At 38.1% G+C, this 21,859-nt stretch carries 12 protein-coding genes and 1 pseudogene; 10 read left to right on the top strand and 3 right to left on the bottom strand.

Translation table 11 applies throughout. From position 1 onward, the window contains the following. The 10 genes and pseudogenes from QVC79_RS16270 to QVC79_RS17830 form a co-directional block, all read left to right on the top strand. Positions 1-576 (top strand): RNA polymerase sigma-70 factor (locus tag QVC79_RS16270; protein ID WP_287642521.1); only part of this gene is annotated, 576 nt, incomplete at its 5' end. 110 nt (positions 577-686) lie between these two features. Beyond that, a complete protein-coding gene (locus QVC79_RS16265; protein ID WP_270595479.1) occupies positions 687-1,616 on the top strand; it encodes an ABC transporter ATP-binding protein in 930 nt (309 codons plus the stop codon). Between the two features lie 18 nt (positions 1,617-1,634). Then, positions 1,635-3,932, top strand: coding sequence for a Gldg family protein (locus QVC79_RS16260; RefSeq protein WP_270595478.1), 2,298 nt, complete (start codon positions 1,635-1,637; stop codon positions 3,930-3,932). Between the two features lie 35 nt (positions 3,933-3,967). Continuing rightward, a complete protein-coding gene (locus tag QVC79_RS16255) occupies positions 3,968-4,897 on the top strand; it encodes an ABC transporter ATP-binding protein (RefSeq protein ID WP_270595477.1) in 930 nt (309 codons plus the stop codon). Positions 4,898-4,915: 18 nt separating this feature from the next. Then, the gene (locus QVC79_RS16250; RefSeq protein ID WP_270595476.1) at positions 4,916-7,216 is read left to right on the top strand and encodes a Gldg family protein; all 2,301 of its coding nucleotides are present in this window, start codon (positions 4,916-4,918) and stop codon (positions 7,214-7,216) included. A gap of 176 nt (positions 7,217-7,392) precedes the next feature. After that, on the top strand, positions 7,393-8,574 hold the full coding sequence (locus QVC79_RS16245; RefSeq protein WP_270595475.1) for a FecR family protein: 1,182 nt from the start codon (positions 7,393-7,395) through the stop codon (positions 8,572-8,574). A 100-nt stretch (positions 8,575-8,674) separates the two neighbouring features. Then, positions 8,675-12,088, top strand: a complete 3,414-nt coding sequence (locus tag QVC79_RS16240) for a SusC/RagA family TonB-linked outer membrane protein (RefSeq protein WP_270595474.1) — start codon at positions 8,675-8,677, stop codon at positions 12,086-12,088. An 11-nt stretch (positions 12,089-12,099) separates the two neighbouring features. Then, positions 12,100-13,587: a RagB/SusD family nutrient uptake outer membrane protein gene (locus QVC79_RS16235; RefSeq protein WP_270595473.1), complete on the top strand. Its 1,488-nt coding sequence runs from the start codon at positions 12,100-12,102 to the stop codon at positions 13,585-13,587. A gap of 16 nt (positions 13,588-13,603) precedes the next feature. Continuing rightward, positions 13,604-14,296, top strand: a complete 693-nt coding sequence (locus QVC79_RS16230) for a DUF4843 domain-containing protein (protein WP_270595472.1) — start codon at positions 13,604-13,606, stop codon at positions 14,294-14,296. A gap of 17 nt (positions 14,297-14,313) precedes the next feature. Then, positions 14,314-14,862: pseudogene (locus tag QVC79_RS17830) on the top strand (PKD-like family lipoprotein); the annotation flags it as partial. A gap of 1,151 nt (positions 14,863-16,013) precedes the next feature. Here the strand turns inward: QVC79_RS17830 and QVC79_RS16220 are convergent. The 3 genes from QVC79_RS16220 to QVC79_RS16210 all read right to left on the bottom strand — a co-directional run bounded on the left by QVC79_RS16220 (position 16,014) and on the right by QVC79_RS16210 (position 21,858). Beyond that, complete coding sequence (locus QVC79_RS16220; protein WP_270595470.1) at positions 16,014-18,512, bottom strand: S9 family peptidase; 2,499 nt, start codon at positions 18,510-18,512, stop codon at positions 16,014-16,016. A gap of 179 nt (positions 18,513-18,691) precedes the next feature. Beyond that, positions 18,692-19,096, bottom strand: a complete 405-nt coding sequence (locus tag QVC79_RS16215) for a lipocalin family protein (protein ID WP_270595593.1) — start codon at positions 19,094-19,096, stop codon at positions 18,692-18,694. A 44-nt stretch (positions 19,097-19,140) separates the two neighbouring features. Further along, complete coding sequence (locus QVC79_RS16210; RefSeq protein WP_287642520.1) at positions 19,141-21,858, bottom strand: S9 family peptidase; 2,718 nt, start codon at positions 21,856-21,858, stop codon at positions 19,141-19,143. Position 21,859: the final 1 nt, after the last annotated feature.

Genomic DNA, 21,859 nt, shown 5'->3' with positions numbered 1-21,859 from the left:
AAACGAAGGTTTAACGAGCCTATGGATGGTCAAATTACATACGAAGCAATTAAAAACGGAGACATCAAAGCTTTTGAACTTCTCTTTAGAGAATTCTATCCTTCGATGTGTGTTGTTGCCATGCGTTTCGTTGCAGACCAAGATGCAGCTGAGGATATCGCCCAAGAAGCATTTATAAAATTATGGGAGAAACGTACGGCATATGAAGATATTCCAAGCCTAAAAACCTTTCTTTATGTATCGGTGAAAAATCTATGTTTTAATCATATTAGGAATAAAAAAGATACAATTGACTATACTTCACCGGAAGCACAAAACAAAGAAGCCGTTTTTAAAGATTACCTCATTGAAGAAGAGGCTTATCGAATCATCGAGGATGCAGTGAATGCACTCCCTCCTCAAAGCCAAAAAATTGTAAAAATGCATTTAGACGGAAAACAGAACAAAGAAATTGCCGAAACTTTAAACATTTCAGTAAATTCAGTCAAGACTTTAAAATACAATGCATTATCATCCTTAAAACTATCACTAAAAGATTATTTTTACCTCCTTATATTACTTCTTGCAGAAAAATAATTCTAAAAGAAATGTGAAAATAATGTGAAAATTAATACCTCGATTCATCCTTTTCAAATTTTGTCGTGTTCTGCAAGTAGAAAATAAATTCAATAACACTATAAAAATTTATGGAAGAATCAGTAGTAAAAGTCGAACATCTTTCACATCGCTATAACGTACAATGGGCGATAAAAGATATAAACTTCGAAATTAAACGTAAGAGGACTCTTGGCTTGTTAGGTTCTAACGGTGCAGGGAAATCTACCACAATGAACATCATGTGTGGAGTTCTCAATCAAACCGAAGGAGAAGTATATATAAATGGTATCAACTTACGGGAACATCCGGTTGAAGCTAAAAAACATATTGGTTTTCTTCCTCAAAAACCTCCATTATACCCAGATTTGACCGTGGATGAATACCTGACCCACTGTGCTCTCATGAGGCAAATGGACAAATCACAAGTCAAAACTGCAGTAGAAAAAGCTAAATCACGCTGTGGAATTGCCCATTTTAGTAAACGACTAATTCGCAATTTATCTGGTGGCTACCAACAACGAGTGGGCATAGCTCAAGCGATTGTCCATAATCCCAAATTTGTCGTTTTGGACGAACCTACAAATGGACTTGATCCCAACCAAATCATCGAAATTCGGCACCTTATCAAAGAAATTGCAACAGAGCACTCTGTCATGCTCTCCACACATATTCTATCAGAGGTTCAAGCCACGTGTGATGATATTGAAATGATAGAACATGGAAAAGTCGTTTTTTCCGGCACAATGGAAGACTTTAACAATTACATGGAACCGAACACATTCATTGTTGTAATGGAAACGCCTCCTTCTCTAGAAGTATTGGCTCAAATTCCCGGTATCACACACGTAGAACATATCACAAATACCCGTTACCGAATGCAATTCTCGTCCTCTCAAGATATCACAAAAACAATGATCGAACTCAGCGTTACAAATAATTGGCGTCTCCACGAAATCATATTAGAAAGAGACTCTTTAGATTCTGTATTCGCACAATTATCCGGAAAAAAACATTCATAAATAAAGATCATACATGACATGAAGACAATATTTAGATTAGCGAAGACAGAACTTCGCATACTATTCTGTTCGCCTGTATCTTGGCTCATTTTGGTAATTTTTGCATTTCAAGCAGGATTAAGTTTTAGTGACAATTTCGGGGGACAACTTAAACGTCAGGCACTTGAATACGGCTTAGGAGATATCACCCTCGAAACATTTGCCGGATATGTAGGCCTAATGACCTCCATGGTTAGAAACCTTTACTTATATATTCCATTAATCACGATGGGGCTCATGAGCCGAGAACTAAGTAGTGGCTCCATCAAATTTTTATATTCCTCACCTATAACAACAAGGCAAATCATCCTTGGAAAATACCTTTCCATGATGATTTACGGGGCAATGTTAATGGCAATTCTTCTCATTTACATCATTTTCGGAGCATTTACCATCGAAAATATGGATTTACCTCTCGCCCTCACCGGCCTATTAGGACTTTATTTATTGACATGTGCCTATGCAGCTATTGGACTTTTCATGTCCAGCATCACTTCCTATCAGGTTGTTGCCGCTATGGGAACTCTAGCCATTTTAGCTGTTCTAAATTTCATTGGAGATGTCGGACAAGGAATCGCATTTGTTCGTGATATAACATACTGGTTATCCATGTCAGGCCGAGCTTACAAATTTCTTGCTGGAATGATTTGTAGTGAGGATATGTTGTATTTCATCATTGTTATTTCTCTATTCATTCTATTATCTATCATGCGCTTACAATCGGGTAGAAAAAAAAGAAGCCTGCCAGTCACACTTGCTCGTTATTGCATCGTAATCGGAGGAGCACTATTTATTGGTTATCTTTCTTCTCTACCTATTAGCAAAGTATATTATGATGCGACCCAATTAAAAACAAACACCTTGACACCGGGAAGCCAAGAAGTAGTGAAAAAACTAGATGGAGGACTCACGATTACCACGTACATGAATATCCTTGACAAAAATTATGGTAGCGCACTTCCCAGTCAATTAAAAAGCGATTTCGAACGTTTCGAACAATATGTGCGTTTCAAACCAGAAATTAAAATGGAATACGTCTATTATTACGCACCTTCCGTGGAGCCTTCATTCTCCGGATATTTTGAAGAATTACAAGGTAAAAAAAGAGCAGAACATATATCCAAAATCATGAAACTGGATTTCGACATGTTTTTATCCCCGGAAGAAATTGATAAAATCATTGATTTAAAATCGGAAGGGTATCGTTTTGTTCGTGTTTTAGAAAGAGAAAACGGCCAAAAAACAACACTTCGCCTTTTTGACGATATGATGAAACACCCCACGGAAACAGAGATTACCACTGCCTTAAAACGTTTCCTTGTACCAGCTCCTAAGGTAGCATTCCTTACCGGACACGGGGAGAGAAATGTGAATAGTGCCGGAGAACGTTTTTATTACACGTTCGCTCGTAGCATATATTTCCGACAATCCCTAATCAATCAAGGATTTGATGCCACGGAATTAACCATAAAAGATCAGGACATTCCAGAAGACATTAACATTCTCGTCATTGCGGATATGCGAACCCCTCTTTCTCCTGAAGAAATGCAACGTTTGGAACATTATATCGAACGAGGAGGAAACCTATTTATCCTTGGAGAACCTAACCGCCAAGAAGCGATGAATCCTATTCTTGCTAAATTTGGTGTTAAGCTATTACCGGGAACTCTCGTACAACAAAGTGAAGATTATCTCCCAAGTCTTATCACGGCAAAACTCACGGATCATGCTGCAACCCAATGTTTCCAATTCAAACAGCTCCAAAGTTGGGATGCCTCTGTTGTTATGCCCGATGCCGCACCTCTTCAGTACACCCCGAATCAAGGTTATGACGTAAAGCCATTAGCCATGACCTTGAATAAAAATAGCTGGAATGAACTAGAAACGACAGACTTCCTAGATGGAGAACTATCCATTAATGAAAAAATCGGAGAAAAAGAACAATCTTATCCCGTAATCCTTTCGTTAACTCGTATGAAAGGAGAAAAAGAACAACGAATAATCATTACCGGAGATGCAGATTGCATCAGTAATGGAGAGTTAGCTAATAGACGTAACGGCATTTATGCGGCTAATTTCAGCTTCATCACAGAAACATTTAGGTGGTTGTCATACGGGGAATTCCCAATCGACACCTCCCGTCCGAAATCTATTGACAAAACCATTTTCCTCACACGCAAGGCAACTCCATGGATCAAACTTTTTGCATTGGGTGTAATTCCTTTCTTCTTAGCTTTCGCAGGGTTCCTCGTGTGGTATAAACGTAAAGGGAGATAATCAGATTTTAGATTTATGATAAAAAAACAAATAATATGGAAGATTCAATTGTAAAAGTTGAGCACTTGTCTCATCGCTATCACATACAATGGGCCATTCAAGATATTAATTTTGAAATTAAAGAGAAAGGAGTTCTCGGCCTACTCGGTTCCAATGGAGCCGGAAAATCCACCACTATGAACATCATTTGTGGCGTGCTAAACCAAACCGAGGGGGAGGTATATCTTAATGGTTATAACCTCCGGACAAACCCGGTAGAAGCCAAACGGCACATCGGATTCCTCCCCCAAAAGCCGCCACTCTATCCTGATATTACCGTGGAGGAATATCTCACATATTGTGCACATCTACGTCTGATGCCCACACGAGAGATCCCTACCGCAGTTGAACGAGCCATGAAACGTTGTGACATCACACATTTCCGGGAACGAATCATCAATAATCTTTCTGGAGGATACCAACAGCGTGTCGGTATCGCACAAGCCATTGTGCACAACCCAAGTTTCGTGATTTTCGACGAACCGACCAACGGGCTTGACCCGAATCAAATTGTAGAAATCCGCCATCTGATCAAAGAGATTGCCGCAGACCATGCAGTATTACTCTCAACCCACATACTACCCGAAGTGCAAGCAACTTGCAACAACATCAAAATGATCGAACAAGGTAAACTGGTTTTTTCCGGAAGTATTGATGAATTCAACAACTACGTTGCACCCTCAAGTCTCTTAGTCAAACTCGATATCACACCGCCCTTAGAAGCTCTTAAGGCTATTGATGGCGTCCTCCAAGTGGAAGAAATAAAACCTCGGAATTATCGACTGCAATTTGATGCATCAAAAGATATTAGCGAACATGTTGTACAACTCAGCGTGGCAAACAACTGGCAACTTGCAGAGATTCAACTTGAGCGTCTTTCTCTTGATGCCATATTCGCACAATTATCAGGAAAAAAAGTACAATAGCAAACATGAATTTGATTTATGAAAACAATATTAAAGATAACAAAAAATGAACTAAGCACGCTATTTTATTCTCCAATAGCCTGGCTTATTCTTATTATCTTCACTTTTCAATCAGGGATGTCCTATGCCCATGCCTGGTCTGAAGCGCTACGATCATTAGCCCTTGGTTATAACCTTTACGGCATGACAGAACGTTTACTGCTTGGGTGGCAAGGAGCAATTTCCGGCATGCAAGGCGACCTCTATTTGTACATTCCGTTACTCACAATGGGATTAATGAGCCAAGAATATAACCGAGGTTCTATTAAATTACTTTACTCCTCTCCCGTTACAAACAAACAGATCATTTTTGGTAAATACCTTTCAATGATTATTTATGCACTTATACTGGTTGCGATTCTAAGTATTTATTATCTATTTACCGCATGTACAATCAAAAACATCGACCACCCTTTTGTCTTAAGTGCTTTATTAGGAGTATTCCTCATGATTTGTGCTTATGCTGCCATCGGGCTATTCATGTCAACACTCACCTCTTATCAAGTTGTTGCCGCAGTAGGAACTCTTGCAGTCCTTGCCGTTCTCAATTATATCGGAAATGTTGGACAAGACATTCCCTTCGTACGTGATATTACTTACTGGTTATCGATATCAGGCCGGGCCGACACCTTTTTCAAGGGAATGATATGTAGCGAAGATCTTCTCTACTTCTTATTAGTTATTGCTCTTTTTATCACATTCTCGATATTAAGATTACAAGCAGAACGAACGAAACGTTCCACACCCCAAAATATTCTTCTCTATGGAAGTGTCATTATTATAACACTCATGATTGGCTTTCTCAGTGCTCGTCCGGCATTCCGTTGCTATTATGATGCAACAGAAATGAAGGAAAACACCTTAACGAAGAATAGTCTTGAGGTTATGGAAAAACTGGATGGTCCTTTAACAATCACGACTTATGTAAACATGTTAGATGAAGACTATTTTAGAGCAATGCCTCGTTACTATAATGAAGACTTCGAACGTTTCGAAAAATACATTCGTTTCAAACCGGAAATCAAGTTGAAATATATTTACTACTATGACTCTATCCAGAATCCTGACCTAAAACGTCGCTATCCAGGACTTAGCAACGAACAATGTTTGGAAAAAATATGTGATGCTGAAGATTGGAGTACTAAAAAAATACTAACTCCTACACAAATTCGCAAAATAGAAGATCTTTCTGGAGAATATAACAAATTTGTACGGGTAATCGAAAGAGGAAATGGACAGAAAACCTTTTTACGTCTATATGATGATAATTTCCGATACCCATCCGAAACAGAAATAACGGCAGCTCTGAAACGCATGGTTGCCAAATCTCCCATGGTCGCCTTTTTAACAGGACATGGAGAACGCAGTATCAATGGAGCAGGAGAACGTGATTATTATGCATTTTCTCAATACAAATCATTCAGAAATTCCTTAGTAAACCAGGGATTTGATAACATGCCTCTCGCTCTCGATAGCTTGAATACGATTCCTGAGAATGTCGACATTCTTGTTATCTCTGATATTCGATCCTCCCTATCTCCTAAAGAACAGAAAATTATCGAAGATTATATCAACAAAGGAGGCAACCTTTTAATTATTGGAGAGCCTCGTCGTCAGGACCAAATGAATCCGTTATTACAACCTCTTGGTTTGAAATTCATGCCGGGATTACTTGTACGGGACAATAAAGATTATCCGGCAGATTTAATTCTGTCGAAACCAACTCCAACTGCAATAAAGGCGATACGGGGATTTTATATCATGTCCTATTACGACAAATCAGTTACCATGCCCACGGCAGTTGGAATTGAACAGATTGCAGATAAAGGTTTTAAAGCAACTCCGTTATTAACAACTGATTCTACCGGTTCATGGAATGAATTAGAGACAACAAATTTTGTGGAGGATACCGTTCGAATTAATTCTACAATAGGAGAAATTGAACAAGCCAATACTACCATGATGTACCTCACAAGACAAATCAATGGCAAGGAACAAAGAATTGTTGTTTTAGGAGATGCGGATTGTATTGGGAATGGTGAATTAACTCGTACTCGAGATGGTATTGAAGCCTCTAATTTCACACTGGTAACAGAAACGTTCCGTTTACTCGCAAATAACGAGTTCCCGATAACCACAACCAGACAACGCCCATCAGATGACAAAGCTTATCTTGAAGAAGGGGCAGGCATTTGGCTCAAAATACTCTTCATGGGAATTTTCCCCGGTATCTTGACAGTCCTCAGTCTTATGCTTTGGAGAAAACGACGCAAAAAATAATAAATTATTGAGGGTATATTTTTTATATACCCTCAATAACCATCAGACACAAGATTTCTAGATATAAACCAGTTACAAAATAATCCATTACTTTTTGAAAAAAAAAGATTTTTCATTCATCCTTTTGACATGGATATGTGTTCTACAAGTAGATAATGGTACCAAACCTAGAATGTATGTCAGAATTTACAGAAGAATATAGAATCGCACAGCTTCTATCTAAAAAGATGACCGGAGAACTTACTCCTGAAGAGGAGCAAGAATTGCAAGAATGGGAGCAAAACTCCCCCTCGGCCAAAGAGGTAGCTAGCCAAGTATTAAATCCCATGAACAAACGCCACCGAGATAAATTCGTCAATAGCCTTGATCTTAACAAATCATGGCAAAAACTCGAAAAACATCTTCCTCGGGAAAAGAATAAAACCAGACATTTAATATGGTGGACAAGTACAGCTGCTGCAATTTTAGCAATTGCTTTCTTCTTTGTTTATCCTCAATTACAGCAAGCAAAACATCAGCCATTACCTATAGCTGAAATCCAAACGGGTAGTGCTAAAGCAGTATTAATCACATCAGAAGGAAAAAAATTTAATCTATCTACACAAGATTCTTCCCGTTCTCTGGATCTCGGACAAGGTCTCTTTGCAATCAATAGTGGCAACGCAATTGAATATCAAGAAAATCCCAATACTGAATCCACCTCCAACAAACGCCTCAATACAATCCAAGTACCTAAAGGCGGAGAATATGAATTAATTCTTCCAGATGGTACGCATGTTTGGATAAATTCTGATACAAAGCTTACATTCCCTGTAGCATTTGACTCAAATAAACGGGAAGTCACCCTTGCCGGAGAAGCTTATTTTGATGTTACAAAAGATCCCAAAAGACCTTTTATGGTAAAAACAGCAAACATTGAAATAAAAGTTTTAGGAACCCAATTCAATGTACAAGCATATCCTGATGACAACAAAATAGAAACTACCTTATGTGAAGGATCTGTCAATGTAACAGATGGAGAACTCGGAGTTACTCTAACACCTTCTCAACAGGCAGTCTATTCTAAAGTAACCCAGGCTCTCACAACCCGCAAAGTTGATGTGCGACTATACACAGCATGGAAAGAAGGATTATTTGTCTTCGAAAATAAACCATTAGAAGAAATTATGAATACATTATCCCGCTGGTATAATATTAATGTTTTTTACTCGAACCAAGCAGTAAAATTATATCACTTTACTGGAGATTTAGAACGTTACGGAGACTTTAGAAAAACATTAAACATGATAGAAAAATCAACAGCAATACGATTTGTTATAAATGGAAATAATATTATGGTTGAAGAAATTCCCAATTAAATAAAAAAGGGGATATTGACCCTATCCCCTCCTTTTAGTAACCAATTCATAAACAAGCAATTTAAAAATTGATTATTTAAACCATTAAGTATTCAAAGTTATGGAAAAAAAACGAAAAAACACCTTTGATTTACATCAAAGGTGGGAAAAAATGCTCATGATTCTACGAACAATCTTTTTGATAGTTGTTATTACAACTATTAATTTTGAAACAAACGCCTCTACCCAAACAAATAAAGTAAGCGTAAAAATGGAAAATGCCACGATTGATGAAATAATCAAAAGTGTACGAACGACCACAAACTATCGATTTCTTTATCGGGTTGAAGAAGTTAATAAATACGGGAAACGAGACATTAATCTACAGAATGTATCCATTGACGAATTTCTCCGTATTGCTCTAAAAAACACGAACCTATCCTATGAAATTGAGAATGAAGTTATCATCATTCGTCCAAGCAAAGAGGACAAGAAAAAAGAAACAACACCTCGTAAAATAACAGGTACGGTCATGGATATGCAAGGCAACACTTTACCCGGTGCCACCATTTTGATAAAAGAAACCAGTTTGGGTGTCGTAACTGATGTTAATGGAAAATTCTCGCTAGAGATTCCCCAACAGGATAGTATCATTCTAGTCGTTTCCTTTGTAGGATATGAGACAAAATACATCACGTTAGATAAAGACCAAAAGGAACTTTCAATCAAGTTAAAAGAAGATGTGACTGAAATGGAAGAAGTGGTTGTCACGGGATACGGGAAAGTACGTAAAGAAAGCTTCACTGGAAGTAGTGTTAGTATCTCCAAAGAACAATTGATGAAAGTATCTAAAACGAACGTTCTAAAAGCACTGCAAGCATTTGATCCCTCTTTCAGAATTCAAACCAACAATAAGTGGGGATCTGATCCCAATGCATTACCGGAAATGTATATTCGAGGACGTTCCGGTGTTGGTGTTAAACAATTAGACCCCAATTACACGAGTAAAGGGAACCTAGAAAACAACCCAAATCTACCAACCTTCATCATGGATGGATTCGAGATTAGTGCCCAAAAACTTTACGACATGGACCCCGCCCGAATTGCGAATATCACAATTCTTAAAGATGCAGCCGCCACTGCATTATATGGTTCACGTGCTGCTAATGGTGTAGTCATCATTACAACAGTAGCCCCGAAACCGGGGAAATTGAATGTATCTTATGGATTAACAGGTGAGATCACCATGCCAGACCTTTCAGCATACAATTTAATGGATGCAAAAGAAAAACTAGAAGCAGAATGTTTAGCTGGAGTATATGATGTCCAAGATGCTAACGACCCCGGTTACAATCTGCAATGGCAAGAAATCTATTATCGCAAACTAAATAATATCAACAAAGGAGTAGATACTTATTGGTTATCATTTCCTTTGCAAACAGCTTTCAACCATAAACATAGCATGTTCGTGGAGGGAGGTTCTGAAAATCTTCGCTTTGGAGTCGACCTTTCTTACTATAATGAAGACGGTATCATGAAAGAATCTTTCCGAGACCGTTTAGGAGTAGGTGTTACGCTGGATTATCACATCAAACAATTACAAGTAAAAAATCAAACAACCTATAATATCACTAAATCCAAAGAAACACCTTATGGTTCTTTCACAAGTTATACTCAAGCGCTCCCATATAATATATATAAGGATGAACAAGGAAAGTATTTGGAAAAATTAGAAAGTTGGGGAGAATCCAATGCTATGCCCAATCCTCTATACGAAGCATCATTAAAGAGTTTCGATAAATCACAAACAGAAGAATTTATTAATAATTTATCAGTCAATTGGAATATTACTCCTTACCTATTACTAAAAGGACAATTTAGCCTCACCAAACGCATAAACGAAAGTCGCCGTTTTTTAGATCCTTTATCTCAAAAAAATACAAATCCGATTTCGGGTCATAACTCAACTTCAGGAGAACTCCATACAACGGATGGAAATAGTTTCGGATGGGATATGCAAGCCACACTTTCATACAACCGAACAATAAACAAACACAACATTAACTTTTTAGCCGGAATAAACCAACGAGCAACAAAGAGTGAAAGCATTCGTGCCGAGTATCGAGGATTTCCGTCAGGCGCTTTAAGCTCGCCGAACTACGCTGAAGATATTTACGAAAAACCAACCTCTTCCGAAAATAGCACACGATTAGTCGGTTTTTTAGCTTCATTAAACTATAGTTTCGACAATATTTATCTACTAGATGCTTCTGTACGTTGGGATGGTTCCTCTGAGTTCGGATCGGATAAACGTTTTGCCCCCTTTGGTTCATTCGGTGCCGGAATCAACATTCACAACTATGAATTCATGAAAAATTGGGGTAAACTCAATCTTTTAAAAATCAGAGGGACCTATGGTGAAACGGGTAAAGTAAATTTTCCTGCCTATGTCGCACGTACCTCGTTTAAAATCCTTTCAGATGAATGGTATAAAACCGGGTACGGAGCAACGTTAATGGCTCTAGGTAATAAAAACTTGACTTGGGAAACAACAAAAGAATACAACATCGGTGTTGAAATAGGTTTACTACAAGACCTTATTTACCTTGATGCCACGTATTACCGGAAAAAAACCGTTGACTTGATTAATGATGTAACTATCCCAAGTTCAACCGGATTCACTACCTACTCGGACAACATCGGAGAAGTTGAGAATAAAGGATTCGAATTAAATTTCAGGAGTAATATCATTCGAAAAGAAAATCTATTCGTTGCTCTATTCGCCAATCTTGCACATAACGAAAACAAAATATTAAAAATATCCGAAAGTCTAAAAGCCTACAATAATTCTGTTGATCAGCATTTTAAAGACAACAAAGAGTCGGAACCTTTTCTAAAATACGTTGAAGGAGGATCTTTAACTTCCATATTCGGTATGCGCTCTTTAGGAATAGACCCCGCAACGGGAGAAGAAATTTTCCTGAAACGCGATGGTAGTCAAACGAAAACATGGAATTCCAGCGAACAAGTAGTATTAGGTAATACAGAACCGGACGCACAAGGAACTTTCGGAGTAAATGTCACATGGAAACAATGGAGTCTCTATGCAACTTTCATGTATGAATTTGGTGGTGAAGCCTATAATCAGACATTAGTCGATAAAGTGGAAGACGCTAATATTTACCTTCACAACGTAGATAAACGCGTGTTAACCGACCGTTGGCAAAAACCAGGTGACGTGAAAAAGAATCGTAAAATAACAATTCGTGACAAGAAAGGGGCACTTAGTATTCCTGTCACTCAACCAACAGAACGTTTTGTTCAAAAAAACAATAATCTATCTCTCAATTCTGTTACATTAGGATACAGCCTACAAGCTAGTGACAACCGTTGGTTACAAACTGTCGGTATAAGTATGTTGCGTTTCGAAATCGGAGCAAATGAACTATTCTACTGGTCAACGATGAAGGCGGAAAGAGGACTAGATTATCCTTTTGCTAGAACAATGAATTTCTCTTTAAATCTAACTTTCTAAATTAATCTATTATGAAAGTCTCAATTATTATATCAACAATATTTATTCTAGCCCTTACTTCTTGTAATTCATGGCTAGATGTTACCCCGCAAGACACGGTGGATGAAGATGTATTATTTTCCACCGGAGATGGATATCGTAATGTTTTAAACGGTGTGTATAAACAAATGGCCACTCCCTCCATGTATGGAAAAGAGTTAAGCTGGGGAATGCTGGATGTCATGGGACAACTCTATCACCAAAGAGCTTTCAGCAGCGGTGTCGAGTATCGGGCAGTAGCCTCCTACAAATATACGGACAAAAGCGTAAAACCTCTTATACAAGACATTTGGTCTTTAGCATATAATTCCATAGCGAACTGTAATAGTATTTTGGCCAAAATCGACGGAACAGATTCTACACTATTCAGAAGTGGAAATAATGAAAAAATGTTAATTAAGGGAGAGGCATTAGCGCTAAGAGCCTTCCTGCATTTTGACATACTACGTCTCTTTGCCCCAGCTCCAGACTTACAAGATCAAAAAACTTACATACCTTATTTCAAAACTTACCCGTCAACCTTCGAGCCCGATCGTTCGATCAAAGAAGTTCTTGAATTCGTTGTAAATGACCTAGAAGCTGCCCGGAGCCTAGTTGCCCCCCACGATACGATCGCTTGGCGCATCATGCTACGTAATGACTATAGAATAAACTATGAAGAAACAAACCCGAGCTTAAACCAAGATTTGTTTTTCAAGAGTCGAGGTCATCGGATGAATTATTTAGCTGTTTGTGCCCTACTAGCCAGAGTCTATAATTACATGGGAGATCTTAATGACAATTATTACCAAAAAGCGTATGACATGTGTGATCATCTCATAAACTTTGTCATTGATCCAAAGGGCTATTCAGATCTTAAAAAATTAGCTTTCACTCCTTATTATAATGCCGAAGAAAATCGAAAATTATATGATGGGGTTATCTTCTGTCTTTCCAACCAGAAATTAATAGAAGACTATGCAACAATTACATCTGATGGCAATTACTACTTTTATCTACAACCGGCAAACACAATGTTTGATGACAACGCAGACATTCGCCAAACGGAATTAACCCGCGCTAAAGGTAGTTATCAAGTTTGTACAAAAAACATTCCTCCTGATGGACAATCCACATTATATTCTAACTGCAAAGATATGCTTCCCATGATTCGGTTAAGTGAACTCTATTATATTCAAGCAGAACATCTTTGCCGCAAAGGTGATATTTCCGGAGCTATTAATAAAATGGATATTGTAAGAGATGCTCGAAACTGTCAAACCGGAAGTTCCGGACAAATGTACCAAAAAATCAAAGATCTAGTTTCCTTTAAAACAGAAATGGTAAAAGAAGCTGCAAGAGATTTCATGCAAGAAGGACAAGTATTCTTCTACTACAAACATTTAAAATTATTTCCAAAGAGTGACATGACAGCGTCCGACATGGTATTGCCCAAACCAGACAACGAACTGATCCATTAATTAAAAAACAAAAAACATGAAAAAACATATTATATATATTTTCCTGATCTTGATGGGAATATTTGCCTGTAACACGGAAGAAATTGAAGTTTATTCTTCATCAAGGTATCTATTTTTTCCAGACTCTGCAAAAGGATTAGACTCTGTCGCATTTTCCTTTTCCCATTATCCCGGAGAAACAACTCATGATGCATCATTTCATGTTGCATTAATCGGACTCCCTGCAACGGAAAACCTACAATATAAATTAGAAGTTGTTGATTCTCTAACGACAGCTCTCCCTGAAGATTATGATCTTCCCGGAAAACTTACATTCACAGCAGGAGCAACGATGGACAAATTAACCATCCAATGTAATAATGTTCGGGAAGCTTTAAAAATTCAAAAGGTACATGTAACATTCAAGATTGTGGAAAACGAAAACTTTGCACCAGGTTTATCCGGGAAACAAATGATTCGTATTATCTTCGATAATATCCAGAGTCCACCGCTCTGGTGGAGTGGAGACGTTGAAAAATTGTTACTTGGAAAATATTCTCCTAAAAAATTTGAACATTTTGTCTTTGCAACAAAAGTAAATGATCTCACGGACATGAGCCTTTCTGAAGTTAGAGAATTAGTAATGATATTCAAAGTATACCTAATTGAAAATAATATCACAGAAGAGGATGGAGTTACTCCTATGATTGACGGAATCCCAGCTTATTAATTAAAATTTTACTGATTATGAAAATAATATATATAACTTTCCTATTCCTTGTAACATTCAATTTTATTTGTTGTTATGACGACAAAGGGAATTACGAGTACAAGCAAGTCAATGACATTGAAATATCATTTCCGGACTATAACTTTGAACAAGTCATCGGAGAAACATTCAAATTGTATCCGAAATTCACTTACAAATACAAGGATACTGCAAATCTAAACTTATCCTACAAATGGGCTATCGGTGAACGGGTCATAGGGGAAAACAGACAATTAGTTTGGCAAGTGGACACGAATGAACAAGTTGAAATCGCCTTATATGTAACTAATATTGATGACAACATGGTATATATGGGTTCAACAATAGTACGTCCCACAAGTATATATACTTGGTACAATAGCTATCTTGTACTATCCGAAAAAAACGGGAAATCAATACTTTCATTTGTAAGATATGACGAAAAAGAAGACGCAAGTGGCGAAACCATCTATGATGAATTTGACCGTCCGGTTCTTGTTAACCAAGTCTATGAAGACATTTATTATAATGAAAACAAAGACGAACTCGGTTCAAAACCTCTCTTCATCCAAGAGCATATCGCTAAAATATTTCCATCTGAGGGGCATGTCATTGTATTCCAAGAAGGAGGTCAGGGATCTGTTGATTTAGATGGAACTTCCATGAAAAAAGACATCCTACTTGTCGAATCTTTCTCGAAAGGAAGTTATCCCGCAGATTTTCATCCGACAAATGCCGAAATGATGACCTACACGCACTTAATCGAGAATCATGACGGTAAAATTTATTCCAAAATAAAAGAGAGTTATAAACTATTCCAAAGCGGATACTATATACATACACCATTAATGTTTGAGAATAAAGAAATTCGAGCTCATATTATTAATTCAGTACTAGCCAATGATAAACCATACACCTTACTTCATTCAATCGGTACAACGGAAAATCCTGAAAACCGATTATTATTAGTACACGATCTTCAATATTCGTTTACAGACGTCAATGTATCTGGAAAAGTAGTCGCCTTACCTGAACCGACCAAAGGTTGGCCGGAAAACTTCAGACCCTTAACAGATCTAGGAAATTGTCAAGTTATTAATATAAGTCAGTATAATACAGGAAATACTAAAAAACCAGGTTATACCATGTTCCTCAAAAATTCAGATGGAAGTTATCAATACCAAGCATTTGAATTAGAACGTGAATATAGTGGAGAAAAACTCTCCTATCCGAAAAAAACAATTGCTGGTAAAGAACAGGAAATGCTAATTTCTTTTCCGATAACTTCTCCTATTCCATTAGAAGAATGTGTATTTTGTAATATTGCATCTCGCCAAAACGAATACATTTTCATCGCTTACGGAAAAGATATCTATTTTCTAGATCGAACTTCTCCAGAAAACGGAATCAGACATTACTACACCTGTAAAGCCAATGTAGTTGATATGGATGGACGAGAACATTACGGAGAGCAACTATTTGTTGGATTAGACAATGGCGGAGTATTACTATTAAATTCCAACAATGCCAAAAACATAACAACAAATGCTGAAAAGTTCCGCTGGGAATCCGGCCCTGAAGTCGATCTTGGAAAAATTGTTGATGTTACACTAAAAGTAGGAGGTAACGTACCTTAAAAAAGAAATCATATTCCCTGTAAAATATCTCGTTTTACGGGGAATATTCTATAAATTTAAACTTATTCCACCAAATCATACTTCTGATCCACCCCTCGCTCATTAATATTAATCCCTTCTTTCATCCAGCGAGGCATCGGGATATCTTTCAAATAATGATCAAAGAACTGCTGCAAACGAATTGTCCAATCCACTTCAGCTGGACGTGAAGTCAAGAAATGTCCTTGCCCCATATAATTCAACATCCAAACCGGACGCTGCAAGCGCCTCAAAGCTAAAAAAAGATTACGTCCATCATAAAATGAAACAGCTTCATCTTGATCACAATGGAAAATCAAAGTTGGAGTATGTATTTTATCAGCAAAAAGTAAAGGGGAATTAGCAATATAACTATCTAAATCTTCCCATAAAGTTGCTCCCATACGACATTGCCAGTCCTCAAACATAAACATATTCGGCTGACCACTTCCTTCACGAAGAGCCGTATACACGGAAGTTAAATTCACAGTTGCCGCCCCAATATTCACGCATTTAAACAAATCTGTTCTAGAGACGAGATAAGCAACTAAAAAACCCGACCAACTATGCCCCTGCAAACCGATCCGACACGAATCGACAATTCCTCTATCCGCCAATGCCCGAGTTCCACTAACGACTGCATCATAAGCACTCTCGCCCGGTTTTCCAATCTCGATATAAACATCTGGCTGAAAAACAACATATCCCCTGCTAACATACGTTGGAATATCTATCATAGCTTGACTCAATCCGGGTACGGGATGTATATGTAATTCCGAAGAATGTGTTTCATAAAAAGTAACAATAGTCGGATAACTTTTATTCTTATCGTATCCATCAGGTAAATAAAGGATTCCTTGATTATTTTTACCCTTGTAATTTGTCCATTCCACCAATTGAGCAGAACCCCATTTATAATTACATTGCTGGGGATTAACGTCAGTAACCTTTCTTAGACGACGCCCTTGTCCATCACATACCCACAAATCTCGATCATCTGTATAACTCTGTTTCATGCACAACATAGTATTAGCATTCTTTGCCTCTTGAACAACAGAAAAAGCAAAACTCCCTTGAATCAACGGGGTTAACTTCCCATTGGCAGATAAATTACCCAATCCTTGATTCTTATTTTTCCAATCAAACATCTCCACCTTATTATCCCGTGATAAATCAACGGATAACCCATTTCTACAAGGATCTAATAACCGCAATATGGTATTATTTTTGCGCCCTTCCCCCTTTGTCCAACAATATGATTTCTGCATTTCATCCAAATTAATGACCCATATATCAAAACGATCATAAACAATCGCATTCTTCCCATCCCGGCTCCATCCTGCCAATCCATAGGGAGGTGCTGGATTAGGGCGATCATATAGCTCATCATGCAAAGCGAAAGGGATAACATCTGTTAATATATTTTGTTGCCTTGTCAATGGATTTACAGCAATCCAAGATAATTTCGCATTATCAAAATAAAGAAGATGATCTCCTTGGGGACTCCAATGAACCGACCGAGTCAATTCTTTCGCTAACAAATGATGATTTCCATTTCTCAAATCCACAAGGTAAAGATCAAAACGTTGATCATGCCTCCAATCCTTCTGCCCTAAATAAGGCTTTTCATCTTTTTCATAAGCAAAAACAGGCTCCCTTCCTTCAGCAACATATACCCCCGAATGATTCTCCGCGCAAACTTTATAATCTTTCCCGTTTTCACAATTATATAAATATACCGCTGGTTGAGACCGCTTTTTATAAAAGCCCCCTTTAGCCTGTTCAGAAGGGACCACCGGATCATGCCAACTCCAAAGCTCCAATTGAAAACTTTCATCTTTCACTTGTTTCTTTGACCTTGCCCTCTGTACTCCCTCTTTTCGATACATAAATCGTTTATTTCCCTCGAGGAATTGTATTGAATATTTATCTAATGACAATTGTGCCATTTGTTCAGATCCTAGAACCTTTTCTACATTTCCATCCGTCAACGAAAAAGTGTAATAATCTTGTTTCTCTTTAGTATTCGTATCTGCACAAACAAAAAAGTTCCCTTCTAGTTTCCCTTCATAAAAATAAAAGTTATCTAAACTTCTCGTTTTATCCACATAGAGCACTTTCCCCACGCTATTCCCGTCTCCCCCATAGCGCAACACGAAGCCTTGATCTTCTTGGTGTACGCAAATCACCTTCCATTTTTCACCATACAAACAATATTGAATAACACCGGTTAATATCGTACTGTCACGCTCAGCCACATTCAAAATAATCAAGCGATCATCCTCCTTGTAGGCCACCTGTGGAACGACATAATTCAATTCTGCATCCGCAGGTATATGAATCTCATGTCCATCTTTTAATCTATGAGTGACACGAACACTTGTTCCATCCTCTCTTATTCTAAAAAAAGCAATCCAATCCCCCCCTGCAAAAAATTCGGGAGAATCGATATCCCTTAAGATACGGATTCTCCCTGACTTTAATTCATAAAAATAATAGGTATTGCAAATAAGACTATTTAACGAATCATTATCATAAAACATGTATCGGAATTTTACCCATGCTCCGTTATTTGCTAATTCATAATTATCAACACGGCGCCATTGCTTATAAGCTTCTTCATCTAATTCTTTCTTTTGAGAATAACCAGACAACGTTATCACAAATAAAACAACTGAAATAAAAATAACACGATACATATTCATTTGTCTATCAAAAAAAACTACTTCTGAGCATTAACACGTTCTTTAATAACCTTTGAATTCAAGTACAAAAAAGCCAGACGGGGGTTCGCCTCTTGCACAACCAAACATAAAGAATCGGTGGTTAATTGACCTATCTTCTCTTTTGTTGCATACTCGGTCTTGCTTCCATCCTCTGTAACCTCAAATCCTTTCACGATAAGATACCCATCCTTTATTTCCCAAGATTTCAATTCTAAAGAAGGAATATTAATTGCCTCACAAACACCACCTTTTTTGAAATTAAAACCTTTCAATTCACCTGTAGATTGATATGTATACGGATTACACCACTCACCGACAATTGCTTTTTCCATTTCTTTTTGAGGATCACTTGCACAAGCAAAAGCAAACAAGATCAAACTAATACATAATAACTTTTTCATCTTTTCCATTTTAAATTAAAATTATATTTATCTAAACACATGATTTATTTCACAAAGTCATACTTCTGGTCTACCCCTCGCTCATTCACATTAATTCCTTCTTTCATCCAACGAGGCATCGGGGCATCTTTCAAATAATAATCAAAGAATTGCCGCAAACGAATCGTCCAGTCAATCTCTGCTGCCTTATTATAAAGGAAATGTCTGTCTCCTTTATAATTCAATAACCACGCAGGCTTATGCAACCGTCTCATTGCCAAGAAAAGGTTCAACCCTTCAGAATACGGCACCGCCTCATCCCCATCACAATGAAATATTAGTAACGGAGTCTGAATCTTATCCGCATAAAAGATAGGTGAATTCTTGATATACGCCTCCGGGTCATCCCAAAGTGTCTTCCCCATCCGGCTTTGTGTTTCCTCGTACATAAACATTCGAGGCATACCGCTTCCCGTCCTGACTCCCGTGTAAGCAGAAACCATATTAGACACAGCAGCTCCCGGACTGGCACATTTAAACATATTGGTTCGTGTCACCAGATAAGCCACTTGATAACCGGACCAACTATGCCCTTGTACTCCAATACGATCCTTATCCGCAATTCCACGGTCAATCAACATTTGAGTTCCGCTGACCACCGCATTATAACAACTTTCACCTGGGGCTCCTATAGTAAAATGTACATCCGGCATAAACACCACGTACCCATTACTCACATAAGTCACCGTATTAATCATCGCACTACTCAGTGAGGGAAGTTGGTAAGTATGAAGATCTCCCGTGTGAGTCTCGTAGAAATTTACAATGACAGGATAACGCTTTGTTGAATCATAATTTTCCGGCAAATACAACAAACCCCGATTCGATTTTCCCTCAAAATTCGTCCACTCTACCAATTGCACGCTTCCCCACAAATAATTTTCTTGCTGAGGATTTGTGTTCGTTATTCGTACGGGACGTGTGAAATCATTCTTACTCCACCAAAGCTCCCGGAATTCAGTATAGCTTTGCCGGGTAAACAGATAAAATTTACCATCCTCAGACTGTTGGTTAAAATACAAATCATAAGCTCCAGACATCCGTTTTTTTACTTTCCGGTTAGGTGTCAACACATAAACACCTTGATCCAAAGTTTTCCGATCCAAACCACGCAATAAAATATCCTGTTTCGGATTAATCCAACGTATCTCTCGATTCGCTTTCAACAAACGCAAAGAAATACCATGTTCTCGTCCCCAACCATCCGTTAATGAATACGTGGGTTGTTTACCAGTAAGATCCACCACCCACATATCATATTTATCATACAGGACAACCTGATCTCCATCTGCCAACCAACCTGCAATACCATAAGGAGCTGCAGGTTTTGGTAAGTCATGTTCTTCATTGTACATGGCAAACCCTATTGGTGTCGAAACATCAGTCAATTCTCCCGTTTTCGGGTTCAACTTATACCATACCTTCTTCTCAGCATGATACAGCATGGCATATTTCCCATTCGGACTCCAAATGGGATGTTGCCGAAAATCTTTAAATAATAATGTCCGTTCACCCGTTTCCAAATTTACCAAATACAAGTCAGCCGTTACTCCATCCCGCCAATCTGTAAACGCCCGATAAGGAGTTTCATCTGCAATAATAACATGACTATACTCGTCACAATCCGGCTGATACATCTGATCCATATGAGGAGGGGCTACTAAAATGCATTTTTTTGTATCCACATGGTACACGTATTTAGGCATCTTCCGTCTACCTCCCCCTGATCCATACGACTGTCTACTCTGTGAAATTTCATCATCCCATTTCCACAACTCCAACTCGAAACTCTTATCCGGCTTTGCTTTCGACTTCCGCTCCTCCGGTTGCTGTAATCCCACGTCCACGAATATATATTTCCCATTATTGAAAACAGAATAAATCCCCCCCCGAACTTTATATTCGTCCGACACAACCACTTTTTTTGTATCCATCACCAACAGACACTTCCCATCTACTACTGAAAACATATATAACAAATCCGGTTCACTCAAATAAGAAGAATCCGACGCCACCGAGAACACGCCTTCCAGTCCCCCTTGGTTCAGAGAAAAATTAGTAACAACAGCCTTTTCGTCATCATAGATAACCCGATGTTGCCCTTTTACTGGCCCCACTCGTAAAAATTTCTTCCCATTCACATTTTGAATGTAAGCTACAGTTTTATAATCATCTGCAGAAAAATAGTTTTCCACACTATCTATTCGTACAGAATCTCCTGTCTCGAAATTCCAAACAATCAACCGACGAAGTGCCCGGTTCTTACCTTTCTGATCAATCGGGTAGGAATAAGAAATCAAGGGAGAATTGGGAGACTCTCGAAAACCGTAAGGTTTATCCCAACAAGTCTTTCTCATATCCTTCAAGGATAGCAAGAAAAGAGAATCTTTTTTTTCTTTCAACGTATCAAGTGGAGAGGGCTGTACCACGTACCTCAGTCCCTTTCCACGGTTAAAAAACCTCACCTCCCGGACATTCGGCAACTTGTACACCTTACCAGACGTCATGTCTCGTAAATAAGTAACAGGAACATCCTTATCATGCCCTTCTTGATCAATAAAAACAAAGCGATAAGTTACCCATTTCCCATCCTCCGACATCTGTTGTCCCTCCACTCTTCGCCACAATTTATAAGCCTCCATATCCAAAGGCTTTTTTTGAGACATACAGTCTGCAATTCCAATAAATAGCAGACTGCATAAAAACATAATACCTTTCCTCATT

Origin of the sequence: Butyricimonas sp., assembly GCF_019423355.1 — a bacterium.
GTDB lineage: Bacteria > Bacteroidota > Bacteroidia > Bacteroidales > Marinifilaceae > Butyricimonas > Butyricimonas faecihominis.
The sequence above is the reverse complement of the archived record's forward strand: the minus strand, read 5'-3'. Positions and strand labels throughout refer to the sequence as shown.

Coding starts and splice junctions, on each gene's coding strand:
- QVC79_RS16265 (WP_270595479.1), top strand. CDS start 687: ATGGAAGAATCAGTAGTAAAAGTCGAACATCTTTCACATCGCTATAAC.
- QVC79_RS16260 (WP_270595478.1), top strand. CDS start 1,635: ATGAAGACAATATTTAGATTAGCGAAGACAGAACTTCGCATACTATTC.
- QVC79_RS16255 (WP_270595477.1), top strand. CDS start 3,968: ATGGAAGATTCAATTGTAAAAGTTGAGCACTTGTCTCATCGCTATCAC.
- QVC79_RS16250 (WP_270595476.1), top strand. CDS start 4,916: ATGAAAACAATATTAAAGATAACAAAAAATGAACTAAGCACGCTATTT.
- QVC79_RS16245 (WP_270595475.1), top strand. CDS start 7,393: ATGTCAGAATTTACAGAAGAATATAGAATCGCACAGCTTCTATCTAAA.
- QVC79_RS16240 (WP_270595474.1), top strand. CDS start 8,675: ATGGAAAAAAAACGAAAAAACACCTTTGATTTACATCAAAGGTGGGAA.
- QVC79_RS16235 (WP_270595473.1), top strand. CDS start 12,100: ATGAAAGTCTCAATTATTATATCAACAATATTTATTCTAGCCCTTACT.
- QVC79_RS16230 (WP_270595472.1), top strand. CDS start 13,604: ATGAAAAAACATATTATATATATTTTCCTGATCTTGATGGGAATATTT.
- QVC79_RS16220 (WP_270595470.1), bottom strand. CDS start 18,512: ATGTTTTATGATAATGATTCGTTAAATAGTCTTATTTGCAATACCTAT.
- QVC79_RS16215 (WP_270595593.1), bottom strand. CDS start 19,096: ATGAAAAAGTTATTATGTATTAGTTTGATCTTGTTTGCTTTTGCTTGT.
- QVC79_RS16210 (WP_287642520.1), bottom strand. CDS start 21,858: ATGAGGAAAGGTATTATGTTTTTATGCAGTCTGCTATTTATTGGAATT.